General features: G+C 42.3%; 12 protein-coding genes. 7 read left to right on the plus strand and 5 right to left on the minus strand.

Annotation, left to right across the window (positions count from 1 at the left end; genetic code table 11):
* Window positions 1-118 precede the first annotated feature (118 nt).
* The 4 genes from J4E06_RS04390 (at window position 119) to J4E06_RS04405 (ending at window position 3,012) form a co-directional block, all read left to right on the plus strand.
* Entirely contained in the window at window positions 119-1,258 is a 1,140-nt protein-coding gene (locus J4E06_RS04390; protein ID WP_349522828.1) for an Mrp/NBP35 family ATP-binding protein, read from the plus strand.
* Window positions 1,259-1,269: 11 nt separating this feature from the next.
* Window positions 1,270-1,506, plus strand: coding sequence for a NifU family protein (locus tag J4E06_RS04395; protein WP_041801799.1), 237 nt, complete (start codon window positions 1,270-1,272; stop codon window positions 1,504-1,506).
* A 62-nt stretch (window positions 1,507-1,568) separates the two neighbouring features.
* Entirely contained in the window at window positions 1,569-2,627 is a 1,059-nt protein-coding gene (locus J4E06_RS04400) for an NAD(P)/FAD-dependent oxidoreductase (protein ID WP_349522829.1), read from the plus strand.
* Window positions 2,628-2,679: 52 nt separating this feature from the next.
* Window positions 2,680-3,012, plus strand: a complete 333-nt coding sequence (locus J4E06_RS04405) for a 2Fe-2S iron-sulfur cluster-binding family protein (protein WP_349522830.1) — start codon at window positions 2,680-2,682, stop codon at window positions 3,010-3,012.
* Here J4E06_RS04405 and J4E06_RS04410 read toward each other — a convergent pair.
* Entirely contained in the window at window positions 3,009-4,745 is a 1,737-nt protein-coding gene (locus tag J4E06_RS04410) for an ABC transporter ATP-binding protein (protein ID WP_349522831.1), read from the minus strand. The genes J4E06_RS04405 and J4E06_RS04410 overlap by 4 nt on opposite strands.
* Before the next feature lie 119 nt (window positions 4,746-4,864).
* Here J4E06_RS04410 and J4E06_RS04415 point away from each other — a divergent pair, with 119 nt between their 5' ends.
* Together J4E06_RS04415 and J4E06_RS04420 are read left to right on the plus strand one after the other, a co-directional pair.
* Complete coding sequence (locus J4E06_RS04415) at window positions 4,865-5,902, plus strand: TPM domain-containing protein (RefSeq protein WP_349522832.1); 1,038 nt, start codon at window positions 4,865-4,867, stop codon at window positions 5,900-5,902.
* 51 nt (window positions 5,903-5,953) lie between these two features.
* A complete protein-coding gene (locus tag J4E06_RS04420; RefSeq protein WP_349522833.1) occupies window positions 5,954-8,122 on the plus strand; it encodes an acylase in 2,169 nt (722 codons plus the stop codon).
* A 9-nt stretch (window positions 8,123-8,131) separates the two neighbouring features.
* Here the strand turns inward: J4E06_RS04420 and J4E06_RS04425 are convergent, their stop codons facing one another.
* From J4E06_RS04425 to J4E06_RS04435, 3 genes are all read right to left on the minus strand, one after another.
* Window positions 8,132-8,794, minus strand: coding sequence for a hypothetical protein (locus J4E06_RS04425; RefSeq protein ID WP_349522834.1), 663 nt, complete (start codon window positions 8,792-8,794; stop codon window positions 8,132-8,134).
* 75 nt (window positions 8,795-8,869) lie between these two features.
* Entirely contained in the window at window positions 8,870-10,012 is a 1,143-nt protein-coding gene (locus tag J4E06_RS04430) for an acyltransferase family protein (protein ID WP_349522835.1), read from the minus strand.
* A gap of 90 nt (window positions 10,013-10,102) precedes the next feature.
* On the minus strand, window positions 10,103-11,266 hold the full coding sequence (locus J4E06_RS04435) for a helix-turn-helix domain-containing protein (RefSeq protein WP_349522836.1): 1,164 nt from the start codon (window positions 11,264-11,266) through the stop codon (window positions 10,103-10,105).
* Window positions 11,267-11,346: 80 nt separating this feature from the next.
* Here J4E06_RS04435 and J4E06_RS04440 point away from each other — a divergent pair, with 80 nt between their 5' ends.
* The gene (locus J4E06_RS04440) at window positions 11,347-12,606 is read left to right on the plus strand and encodes an aminotransferase class V-fold PLP-dependent enzyme (protein WP_349522837.1); all 1,260 of its coding nucleotides are present in this window, start codon (window positions 11,347-11,349) and stop codon (window positions 12,604-12,606) included.
* On the opposite strand, the gene J4E06_RS04445 is transcribed toward J4E06_RS04440, so the two are convergent.
* A complete protein-coding gene (locus J4E06_RS04445; RefSeq protein WP_349522838.1) occupies window positions 12,603-13,499 on the minus strand; it encodes a metallophosphoesterase in 897 nt (298 codons plus the stop codon). The genes J4E06_RS04440 and J4E06_RS04445 overlap by 4 nt on opposite strands.
* Window positions 13,500-13,612: the final 113 nt, after the last annotated feature.

Raw genomic sequence — 13,612 nt, forward strand, 5'->3', positions numbered from 1 at the left:
CATATTTCAATACATGATTTTTTTGAAATTCAGCAGTACAACTTCTTAATCTAATGCCAACACCGTATCTTTGTAGTTTAGAACCAGTTCAAACAATTGGTTTGTAAAAATTGGATTCATGAAGTTGAAAAAAACAGATATTCTCAAGGCATTGGAAAAAATATCCGCACCCGGTGAAGGCCAAAATTTAGTGGAGAGCGGTTCCGTGACCAATGTTCAGGTATTCGGTGATGAGGTAGAAGTGGATGTTACCATCAAAAATCCTAGTCTTCAGGCAAAAAAGAAAACCGAGGTAGAGATTTTAAAAATTATCCACCGCGAAGTATACGAAAAGGCCAAAATAAAAGTCAACCTAAAGGTTGATACTCCCGCAAAGCCCAAGGTCAACCAAATCAAGGGTAAACCGATTCCGGGAATACAAAATATTATAGCCGTGGCATCTGGAAAAGGCGGCGTTGGTAAATCTACCGTTACGGCAAACCTAGCGGTAACCTTGGCAAAAATGGGCTTTAAGGTAGGATTGTTGGATACGGATATTTATGGACCGTCCATGCCCATTATGTTTGATGTGGCTTCAGAAAAACCATTATCTATCAAAGTAGAGGGGAAAACCAAAATGAAACCTGTGGAAAATTACGGTGTGAAATTGCTTTCTATCGGATTTTTCACCCAACCCAACCAAGCCGTAATTTGGAGGGGTCCCATGGCAGCAAAGGCATTAAATCAAATGATTTTTGATGCGCATTGGGGTGAACTGGACTTCCTTTTGCTGGATTTGCCACCAGGAACCGGAGATATTCATTTAAGCATTATGCAATCCTTGCCCGTAACAGGTGCCTTAGTGGTCAGTACTCCGCAAGAAATCGCTTTGGCCGACGCTAGAAAAGGGGTGGCCATGTTCCAACAGGAGGCGATTAATGTCCCTGTTTTGGGAATCGTGGAGAATATGGCGTATTTTACACCTGCGGAGCTACCCGATAACAAATATTATATTTTTGGTGAGAACGGTGCAAAAAATCTATCGGAAGACCTTGAGGTTCCATTTTTAGGACAAATTCCATTGGTACAGAGCATCAGGGAAGCAGGTGATGTTGGAAGACCAGCCGCCTTGCAGACAGCTACTCCAACAGAAGAAGCTTTTGAAGAGCTTACGAAAAATGTGGTTCAGGAGTTGGTGAGAAGGAATACAGACCTTCCCCCGACAGAAGCAATAAAAATTACAACAATGGCAGGTTGTTCCGCTGTTAAAAAGAAGTGACCATGACAACAATGACATCAGAAGAAACAAGGAGTAATGTAGAAAAGGCGTTGGAGGAGATACGTCCGTTTTTACAGAGCGATGGTGGAGATATTACTTTGATTTCCATTGAAGACAATACCGTAAAAGTGCGTTTGGAAGGCAACTGTATTGGTTGCACCGTGAACCAAATGACACTAAAGAGTGGCGTGGAAATGACCATTAAAAAATACGCGCCACAAATTGAAGAGGTAATCAATATTTCCTAACTGATTAAAATCATAAATCATTTTTTGGGCAAGCGTTAAGTTGCGTGCCAAATTTTTAGTCTATGATCAAAACCGATATTCTGATAATTGGAGCGGGACCTACGGGTCTCTTTGCTGTTTTTGAAGCAGGTCTTTTACAACTCAAATGTCATTTAATAGATGCATTGCCACAAGCTGGTGGACAATGTTCCGAGATATATCCTAAAAAACCCATTTACGACATTCCTGGATTCCCCGAAGTACTGGCGGGCGATTTGGTGGACAACCTAATGGAGCAAATCAAACCGTTCCAGCCGGGTTTTACCTTGGGAGAGCGGGCAGAGACCATTGAAAAACTGGATGATGGCTCCTTTATAGTAACAACAAACAAAGGAACCAAGCATCATGCACCCATTGTTGCCATAGCTGGTGGACTTGGCAGTTTTGAGCCAAGAAAACCGTTGTTGGAAAACTTGGAGAAATATGAGGACAATGGGGTGGCCTACATGATCAAAGAGCCCGAAATATACCGAGATAAAAAAGTGTTGATTGCTGGTGGAGGCGATTCCGCTTTAGATTGGTCCATCTTTTTGGCGGATGTTGCCAAAGAAGTAACATTGGTACACCGGAGAAATGAATTTAGAGGGGCTTTGGATTCTGTTGAAAAAGTACAACAACTCAAAAATGAGGGGAAAATCAATTTGATGACCCCCGCCGAGGTAGTTGCTCTAAAAGGGAAAGATCAGCTGGAGAAAGTAACCGTAAAAAACACATCTACCTCCGAAGAAACCGATGTGGAGGTCGATAATTTTATCCCGTTGTTCGGATTGTCTCCAAAGTTGGGTCCAATTTCCAACTGGGGATTGGAGATAGAAAAAAATGCCATCAAGGTGAATAATTCTTTGGATTACCAGACCAACATTCCTGGAATCTATGCCATTGGTGATGTCAACACCTATCCGGGCAAACTAAAATTGATTCTTTGCGGTTTCCATGAGGCCACACTGATGTGCCAAAGTGCCTATCAAAAAATATTCCCGGATAAAAAATACGTGATGAAATACACGACCGTTGGCGGTGTTACCGGATTTGACGGAAGTAAAAAAGAAGCACCAAAAGCTGTTGTTAAGACAATAGACTAAGAATAACATAAATATTTAATCGTTAGGAAGCTTGATCAAGCCTCAAATAGGTATGAGCGATATCAAAATAAAAATTATAGACCGAGACGGTGAACTGCACGAAGTGGATGCACCAACAGATATGAACATGAACTTGATGGAAGTAGTACGTTCCTACGAACTTGCTCCTGAAGGAACCATCGGTATTTGTGGAGGAATGGCGATGTGCGCTTCTTGCCAATGCTATGTAAAATCCGACCATCAACTACCTGAAAAGTCTGATGATGAAGAGGCCATGTTGGCCGAAGCTTTTTTTGTGGAGGACAACAGCCGTTTGGGTTGCCAAATCCATATTACCGAGGAGTTGGACGGACTGGAAGTGGAATTGGCGCCTGAAGAACCTTAAATCCTTGCTTGATAAGTAAACAGGTTGTAGTATCTTCCTTCGGAGGCTATCAATTTTTCGTGGGTGCCCTGTTCCAAGATATGGCCGTTTTCAATGACCAATATTTGGTCAGCTTTGCGGATGGTGCTCAATCGGTGGGCTATCACAAAAGTGGTTCTGCCCTTGGTCAACTCCCCCAAACTTTTTTGAATAAGCGCTTCGGATTCGGTATCCAAACTGGAGGTGGCCTCGTCCAAAACCAAAATTTTTGGGTCGGCCAATATAGCGCGAGCGATGGCAATGCGCTGGCGTTGACCTCCTGAAAGTTTTACACCACGTTCCCCTATTAGCGTATCCAAACCCTTGTCAAAACGGTCGGTAAATTCATCCACGTAGGCGGCTTTTACGGCTTCGAGCAATTTTTCCTCACTGGCATCAGGTCGTGGGAAAAGTATATTTTCTCGAATGGTACCTTCAAACAAAAAATCATCTTGCAGTACAACTCCCAAATGCTGACGGAAACTGTTCAAATTCACTTTAGAAAGGTCGTGCCCATCAACAGTGATTTTCCCCGAATCAGGATTTAAAAAACTGGCGGCCAAACCGGCAATCGTTGATTTGCCCGAACCGGAACTCCCGACCAAAGCGATAACCTGCCCAGGTTCCACATCAAAACTAATGTTGTGCAGTACTTGTTTGTCTTCCTCATAGGAAAAAGAGACATCGGAAAAAGACATTTTACCGACTACATCATCTAAAATAATGTTACGGTTTTCCTCATCCGATTCTTCTTCCAAATTCATCAATTCCTCGGTACGGTCCAAACCGGCCAAGGCTTCGGTCAACTGGCTTCCCACGCTGCTCATTTGCACAATTGGGGCAATCATCAGACCCAATAACACGGTAAACTCTACGAATTGGCCTACGGTAAGGGTGTCTTGGATGATTTTATAGCCGCCAAAACCCATTACGCTGGTGGTTGCCACACCCAACAAAAAGGTGGACGAACTCGTCATAAAAGCGGTGGTGGTCAAACTCTTTTTCACATTTTCATACAAACGTTCCACACCAACTTCAAAAACCTCTTCTTCCTGCTTTTCCGCATTAAACCCCTTAATGACACGTATGCCTCCCAAAGTTTCTGTCAATCTACCTTTCACCTCGGCATTTATTTTACCTCGATTCCTAAAAATTGGGCGAATTATTTTAAAGGCCTTTAAGGCAATTATGGCAAATATGGTCAGTGGAATAAAGGTGAAAAGCGTCATAAAAACGCTAATGTCCATAAGTAATGTCAAGGAAACTAAGGCTGTGATGATACCTCCCACCAATTGCACCAACCCAGTACCGATTAAATTCCGAACTCCTTCAACATCCGACATAATTCGGGATACCAAAGCTCCCGACTTGGCATTGTCAAAAAACCGAACTGGCAATGCCAGCACTTTTTTCTGTACCTGAGCCCTGAGCTCGGAAATCAAGTATTGCGCCTGTACACTTAAAATTTTGGTCAACAAAAACGAAGTGACTGCCTGCACGAGAATGGCCAACATTACTCCTGCGACCAAATATTTGAGCATATCCACGTCTTTATTAACTATGACGTCATCAATCAGATGTTTTGAGGCAATTGGAGCAACAAAACTGGCAGCTTTGCTAATGGCAATCAAAAATAGACCCAAAAAAACGAGTTTACGTTTGGGCCAAATGATGGTTTTAAAAGCGGTGAGGATGCTTACTTTTTTATTGGGCATAACAATTTTTAGAAAGAGCTTGCAAGTTACGGCAAATTAAAAAGGCTGCCGAATCCCTGGTTTATGGGTTTGAAAAGATTACAAATGCTATATTTAAGTCTTCGAATTACAAATGGACTATGCTTAAAGCACGATTGTTTGGATTTCTTTTTTTGGTTTTCTCCCTTTGTGTTGCGCAGGAAGGGTATCCCAAATTGACGGAAATCGTCACTGATAATGCCCGCATTTTTACCCAACCACAACTTGAAGAGCTTCGCACTAAATTATATCAATTTGAATCTGAGACCACCAATCAATTGGTGATTTTGACCATAGAAGAATTGGGCAATGCGACCATTGAACAATACGCTTTAGAAGTTTTCAACCAAAACAAGCTCGGTCAAGAGGGCAAGGACAATGGAATTCTGATTCTTTTTTCCGAATTGGACAGGGAAGTCCGAATAGAGGTAGGTTATGGGCTAGAGCCCTACATTACCGATGCCGTAGCCTCACGCATTATCCGAAATACAATGATCCCCAAATTTAAGGAGGAAAATTATTTCGGAGGATTGGATATGGCCACAGACCAAATTATTGAGTTTTTGAACAATCCCGAAGCTTTGGACGAGTTCAAAGCAGAAATAGAGGCCGATAACGAAATGCCGTGGTGGCTGTTAGGTGTTATTGGTTTGTTCTTGATGATGTTCGTGGCTGCAGGTGGCTTTGTTTTTTATAAAGGGTATTCCACCTTAATTGAAATAGTCCGAGGAATGTTGATTGGTAAACTTGCCGTGATTCGTGGGGTGTTTATGGGAGGATTTATGGTAATTCCTATGATTTTTGGATTGGTATTTATGGGAATGCCCATATTTTTTATGTCACTGCTGTTGGGCTTGGATGATGCATTGAGCGGACTGGTCAAAGATTTTACTTGGATCTTATTTGTAGTTGTTGCATTTATTGCGCTCACTATTGTATTGGTTTTCAAAAAAATGAGGACCAAGGGTGATGAAGACTTAAAACTGTCCTTTTTTAAATCGGATAAGGATTATATGAGCAAAACCTTTTCATCTTCGGGAACCCATTCCTTCGGTTCAGGTTCGAGTGGGGGTTCTTCCAGTAGTTTTTCTGGTGGTGGAGGAAGTTCTGGAGGTGGTGGAGCCAGCGGAAGTTGGTAATTGTTCCCGATTTCCCGTATTTTCACCAAACTAACTAAACTAATCCCCGAAATGAGAATTACAATTTTTGCAGCACTTTTTTTATTGATTTCCTGTTCCGATAAACCTAAAAATGAGGTGGAACAATGGGAAGCACAAGCTGAAAATATTACGATTGTCCGAGACGATTTTGGGGTTCCGCACATTTACGGAAAAACGGATGCCGATGCCGTATTTGGTTTGCTCTACGCACAATGTGAGGATGATTTTAATCGAGTGGAGCAAAACTATATTTGGGCTACCGGACGATTGGCCGAAGTTGAAGGGGAAGATGCCTTGTACAGTGATCTCCGTGCCAAATTGTTTATGACGGAAGAAGAGGCTAAGGCCAATTATGAGAAAAGTCCCGAATGGCTAAAAGAACTCTGTGATGCCTTTGCGGATGGAATCAATTATTATTTGCATACACATCCCGAGGTTGAACCTAAATTATTGACCCGTTTTGAGCCTTGGATGCCGATGTATTTTAGTGAAGGATCGATTGGAGGGGATATTGAGCGAATATCCACAAGAAAAATCAAAAGTTTTTATGAAAGCGGGATGGAACTGCCAGAGATGGACGCCCTTCAACTTAAAAAAGAGGAAGAGATGGCCGAACCGCAAGGTTCCAATGGCATTGCCATTTCTGGAGATTTGACCGAATCGGGCAATGCGATGCTATTGATCAACCCACATACCTCATTTTATTTCAGGGGTGAGGTGCACGTGGTTAGCGAAGAAGGTTTGAATGCCTACGGAGCTGTAACTTGGGGTCAATTTTTTGTGTATCAAGGCTTCAACGAGAAAACAGGGTGGATGCATACATCAACCTATACGGATGTGATGGATGAGTTCAAGGAAACCATCATTAAAAATGATGGAAAGTTGTTTTATCAATATGGAGAGGAATTACGACCTGTGGATTCCAGTGCGGTGACATTAAAATATAAAGATGGTGAAAGTCTGAAAGAGAAAACCTTCCCGATGTACCGAACGCATCACGGCCCAATTACCCATCAAGTGGACGACCAATGGACCGCTTCTGCTATGATGTGGGAGCCCGTAAAAGCACTGGAGCAATCCTACATCCGAACCAAACAGGATGGTTATGATGGTTTTAGAAAGATGATGGATATCAGAACCAATTCGTCCAACAATACCGTTTATGCCGATGCCGAAGGGAATATTGCATACTTCCACGGCAACTTTGTGCCAAGACGTGATACCATTTTTGATTATACCGAGCCAGTGGACGGGAGCAATCCCAAAACGGATTGGCAAGGTCTACACTCTGTAGATGAAAATATTTTAGTGCTCAACCCAGAAAATGGATGGATTCAAAATTGTAATTCTACGCCGTATACTTCTGCATTGGAATTTAGTCCCAAACGAGAAGATTACCCCAATTATATGTCGCGGGATCAAGAAAATTTTAGGGGCATTCACGCCATTGAGTTGTTGACTGGGCGAAGTGGTTATACTTTGGACGGTCTTATTGAAATGGCACACGACCCTTATTTGCCAGCTTTTGAAGCGTTGATTCCAGGGTTGGTGAAAGCGTATGATGAAAATCCAACCCCAGAATTAGCAGAAGCCATTGAAGTTTTACGGGGTTGGGATTACACAACCTCCAAAGAATCCGTAGCGATGACCTTGGCGCATTATTATGGAACGCTTTGCTATTCAAAAGCAGAACGACCCGAAGGTATGTATTCGATGCAATGGGTGGAATATTGGGGTGATGAATGGGACAATCAGAAAAAATTGAGTTTTCTAAAGGAAACCTTGAATATTTTGGAGTCCGATTTTGGTACTTGGAAAATGCCTTGGGGTGAAGTCAACCGTTACCAACGTTTGAACGGGGACATTCGCCAAGCTTTTGATGATGACAAACCAAGTATTCCGATCGGGTTTGCAAGTGGAAGATGGGGAGCTTTGGCCGCCTACGGAGCTCGATATGATAACAACACCAAAAAGATTTACGGCACACGAGGCAATAGTTTTGTGGCTGCAGTAGAATTTGGTGATAAAGTGAAGGCGAAAACCATGTTAGCTGGAGGTCAAAGCGGAGATCCTGATTCGCCGCATTTTAATGATCAGGCGCAACGCTACGCGGACAAGGAATTTAAAGATGCGGCATATTACAAGGAAGACGTATTAAAACGAGCTAAGGCAACGTATTCACCGGGCGAAAAATATTAAGGAAACTGTTTAGTTGCTTTTTTCTATGCCACTATCCTCTTCTTTGATAATGATGAGACTGGCTTTGGACCCTGTGGATAGGTTCCAGCGGTTGTTGTGGATGACCACGCCTTTATCGTCGGTTACCACGACTTGGGCCGTGTTTGGGCCTGAAGAACCTTGGTTCAGGGCTTCAAACTCTACGCGGTTAAACCCTTCCACCAAATCGAGGTTGATTCCTTTAAAGGAACCTGATAGCAGTAAATTATATTCTACTGGCTCTCCATTCACGTAAATTTTGATACGGTCGCCATCCACATATTCATGGTCTCTGGCAACGATACCAACAAATTTGGCCGTGGTTTTAAAATCGCCCAAATACTGATCGCCAAAATGTTCGTTGGCTCCTTTCTCCCTTTTCTCCATTACTTTTGGGTCTATGACCATATCATGACCGGCTTGCAGGAGTTCCCTATCTGGCAACATTTTAACACCGGGCTTTTCGTTTTTGGAAGTGAGGTTTTCGTCGAGTACCGAAGGCATACGAAGTGATGTGCCTTGGTTGCTTGCTTTTACATCGAGTTTGTTGTTGTCGCCAATCTTCAATGGTCGGGTAGTAGGTATGTCTCCCTGTGCAAACATAGGCAAGCTAAACAAAACTGCTCCCAAAACAATGTAAATCTTCTTTTTCATGGCATCACGGATGATAATCCAATTATAAATTTAGCAAATACCTTGCCATCAGCATTATAAATTGTAGTTAAATCGTTAATCTGCAGGCTTTCGCTTCTTCTTTCCTTTTAAACCAAAGACTGGATGCAACAACGGAATACGAAGAATGATCAAGTCGTAGATCAACCAACTGATTCCAAATGTCCCTACAACCAAAATGAATGCTTTTGGCACAAAGCCCCAGTTCAAATTCATCAAATAATAGGCAATGGCGACGGTCACCGTCTGGTGCAAAATGTAAAAGGGGTAAACGGCCCTGTTTGCATAGGCTAGTCCTTTACTGGGCGTGTTGAGGTATTGTGCGGCATAGGCAAAGAGTACCAATATCCAAGACCAAATATTCGTTACCTTCAGCAATGCTTCCGTAAAATGAATTACGTACCCATCTTCAAAAAACAGCCAAATAATCAACTGTCCCGAAAAACACATGATGCCCAAAGCAAGTGCTTTTTGCTTCATTCTGGCAACTGTTCCCCAGAACACCTCTCCCGTGGCTATCAAAACAAAACCATAAAAGAAGAGGATGATACTGAATATAAAATTGAACCAGTCATCCACCAAAGCATGGGTTATCGGAAAAAAAGGTTCAACCAGCGATTCTACCAAGTAGAGTGGAATCACAAAAGCATAGATGCCCCAGTTTTTTTGAATCAAACGTTTGACCCATTCGATAAAAAGTGTTTGATGCCTTCTCAAATAGACAAATAGCGGTGCCAAAATCCACGAAAAAACCAAAAGATACGGTAAGAACCAAAGGTGGTGCCAGCTTAGATTGCCCTCCGGGTAGATACCATCAAAAGCGACCGTGGTAAAATATTCCCAATACGAACCTGAAAACGTACCCTCTGCCAACCGCTCAAAATATATTTGTGGGGGCACGATGAGAATCATTCCAGCAACCAAAGGGATGCCTAACCGTAGAAAACGCTCCCATATGAATTTGCCCATGCTTCTTTTGCCCAAAGCATAGTAGGTTCCCATGCCCGATATTACAAAAAGGATGGGCAGTCGCCATTGGTTCAGGAATAGCATCGGCCAGCGGAGCCAATCATAAATCTCATTGTTTTTTACATGCCAACCCCAGGGCACAAAGAACATGCCTACGTGATAAAAAATAAGTAGCCCGAATACAATGACCCGTAGCCAATCCAAATCGTAACGTCTAATGGTGGTTTTCATCTTTTTAATTTTTTCCAAAGATGAAAAGTGTGGTTTGATCCAAGATGTTTTTTGATTGGTGAAACGTCCTGAATTGCAATTATGGAGAAATTACCCTCTTTTCTGCTTCATAAATGCGGAAGGTGATTGCCCTGTATATTTTTTAAAGGCGTTGTAAAAAGCAGATTTGGATTTGAAACCTACGGACTGCCCCACGGCTTCCACTGTGAGATGTTTGAATTCATCATCCAATAATCTTTCTTGGGCCAAGGCAATTCGTTTTTGATTGATGTAATCGTTGAAGTTGGTCCCAGTTTCTGAATTGATGAGTTTGGATACAGTGTTGCCATTGGTGCCCAGTTCGTCCGCTACTTTCTTTAGGCTAATGTCTTGGTTGGAATAGTACTGGGATGCCATCACAAAACCTTCAATGGATTCAAATTGGATGGCATTGTTGGCAAGGGTCTCATATTTATCCGCAATCCAAGATTTTTCAAAAAAACGTGATTCCGAGAGCATAAAGAACGAGGTAATGAAAATGGTGACGGTTTGCATTATGCCAATGATATGATCTCCACTATCATCATCGTAATTCAAATAAATAAGGAACAAGGACAGCATCAGCACAAAAAAGAAAATCACAGTGTTTCTGGAAAAAATATACTTGTCCACTTTTATGTGTTTTGACGATGTCCATCCCCGTTTTCTTGTTTTTAAGACCAATAAAAGCGACAAAATCAGATAAAATGCAAAACTGACCAGCACCAACCATCTGAATTGATCTTTGATATGATGATAGGAATAGTCCATATCTCCAGGAACCTCCAAAAAACCCAAATTACGGTGGTACGCACCCAAATAAGCATTGATTTTGACCTGTACGGGGCTTAAATAATAGTTGACTTGCGATACCGCATAAAGAAATGGAAGTACGAAGTGGGGCCAATGTCTTTTTAGGGTGATGGGCTTGCGTTCCAATAGGGTGTACAAGAAAAAATAGAGCGTCGGGGTGATGAGGAGTACCAAAAATTCCGTGGAATCATTAAAGTGGATGATGTATTTTATGAGCCCCGTATAACAGAGGTAGACATCCAAAAAAACCAAGCATTGCACCAAGAGGGACCAACCGAACAAATTGATGGCGGATTTTCGTTTTGCCCTCAAAAAAATGACAAAGGCCAAGAAAAACCCTTGAACAATGCCCAATAGCATAAGGTGGGACGCAAGGTCGTGCTTAATGGGGATTTGATCAAATATAACGGTTACATCATCCATTTTAAGGCAGTAAATTGTATCTTGAAGACAAAGTAAAACTGAAAATTACCATTCTTTTTTTAATCAACCCGAGACCAAAAATGAAAAAGCGACAATTCTTACATTATATGGGCAGTGCCGCCATGGCCGCACCACTTTTTCCAATTACCTTGGATAACACCAAAATAGCAGCAACTCCATATCCGGATAAGGATAGCGAAGCGTTTTGGGAACGGATAAGGGAAGATTATAAGTTAAAGCCGGATTACATCAATTTGGAAAGCGGCTACTACAACATTATTCCCACTCCAATTTTGAACAAATACACTGAACACATACAGCGCGTTAATTATGAAGGTTCTTACTACATGCGGACCGTGCAATGGGATAACAAGAAAAAAGCGGCCGCTCGTGTAGCGGAGCTTGTCAATTGTTCGGAAAAAGAACTGGTCATTACAAGAAACACCACGGAATCTTTGGATATGATCATTGGAGGATACCCTTGGCAAAAGGGTGATGAAGCTGTTTTTGCGGTTCAGGATTATGGAGCTATGCAGGTGCATTTTCATCAAATGGAGGACCGTTATGGCATTGTCTGCAAAAAAGTATCCCTGCCCAACCATCCAGAATCGGACGAAGAAATCGTTTCCCTTTATGAATCTCAATTCACACCCAAAACCAAACTCTTGATGGTGTGCCATATGGTGAATGTAACTGGTCAGATCTTGCCTATCAGAAAGATTTGTGATATGGCACATTCGCACGGTGTTGAGGTGATGGTTGACGGTGCCCATTGTGTTGGACATATAAATGTTGATTTGGCCGAATTGGATTGTGATTACTACGGTTGCAGTTTGCATAAATGGTTATGTGCCCCTTTAGGGGCAGGGATGCTCTATGTGGCCGAAAAGAATATTCCCAAAATATGGCCTTTGCTGGCAGAACATGAAAACGACAAGACCAAAATCCGAAGGCTTAACCATACGGGCACCCACCCTGTACATACTGATTTGACCATAAATGATTCCGTGGATTATCTGGAAATGATCGGGATGGAGCGCAAGGAAAACAGAATGCGCTACTTGCAACGCTATTGGAGCGACCAATTACGTGAAGTGGACAATGTGGTGATCAACACCCCTATTGAACCTTACCGAAGTTGCGGTATTGCAAATGTGGGCCTAAAGAACATGAAACCCGCAGATATGGCCAAAACCCTTTTGGAGGAGTTCAATGTTTGGACCGTGGCCATCGACTTTGAAAACGTGCACGGATGCCGAATCACTCCGAATGTATTTACCACAACCGAGGAGTTGGACCAATTTGTGGATGCCATCAAAACAATGGCAAAACGGACTTAGTGGTCGATGTAATCTTGTAGTTTTTCAGGGCCTTCCAGCAAAACCCTTACAATTTGAAGCGTGCCATCAGGCTTGGTGTCAATATGCCATTTGATCAAGGAGATTTCACCCTTTTCAATTTCAATGCCCGTGATACTTCTTGGATGAACGCAACTCCCATCGTTAAAAAAGGGAATTTGACCTGGTTCAGGGAATCGAGGTCTATGGGTATGCCCAGCAAGGGTGATAAGCAGATTCTTTTTAAGAATCCATCGTTTTATGCGCTTTTCAATACGGATAAGCTCTTTGTAATTTTTAGCGGGGCTTGTTGGGTCTGCAATCCCCACCACTTGTAGGGGTTTCCAGAGCACCCGGACCAAAAATCGACCAATACGCCAACACACATAGTTCCACCAATCGGCTTGGTGTCCGTGGGCACAAAAAATTTCTTGTCCCGTGTCCGAATGCTTTAAAATTAGTGCTTCGTGGTAGGTGATTCCTTCAAAAAGCTCTTTGTCGGAGCCATCAATAGGTTCAAAATAATGGGAAAGGTTTTCATTCACGTAATCAGGGTCTCGGTATACCATATCGTGGTTGCCCCAGATCATATGGAGCCGTTTTTCCAAATGGAACCTGCGTAAAAGTTGGTAGACGTTTTTGTGTGCTTCAAAAATGGAATCGAAACTGATGTTTTCCCAAAGTTCGTCCCCATCGCCCAATTCAATATAGGTAAAGCCTTCCCGATAATAATGGTTGAGCGCATGAAAGTAGATGTTTCGGTTGTTGGCAAAATCATCGGCAAAACTATTGTCGCCTCGGTGGCAATCACTAAAAAAGATAAATTTGGAATCCTCGTCGAACGGAATCGTCATGGCGTTTTTGTAGGCACGGTCTAATCGGGTCGAAGAGGACATGAAAAAGTTTTGCTAAATATCCTTAAAAATGGCGATTTGTCTATAAAGATACTTATTAAAGAATCTGCATTTTTAGTTTTTGTAACTTTGATGTCTAAACTTCGACTAAAAAG

Origin of the sequence: Allomuricauda sp. NFXS6 (genome assembly GCF_040148835.1) — a bacterium.
Classification (GTDB): domain Bacteria; phylum Bacteroidota; class Bacteroidia; order Flavobacteriales; family Flavobacteriaceae; genus Flagellimonas.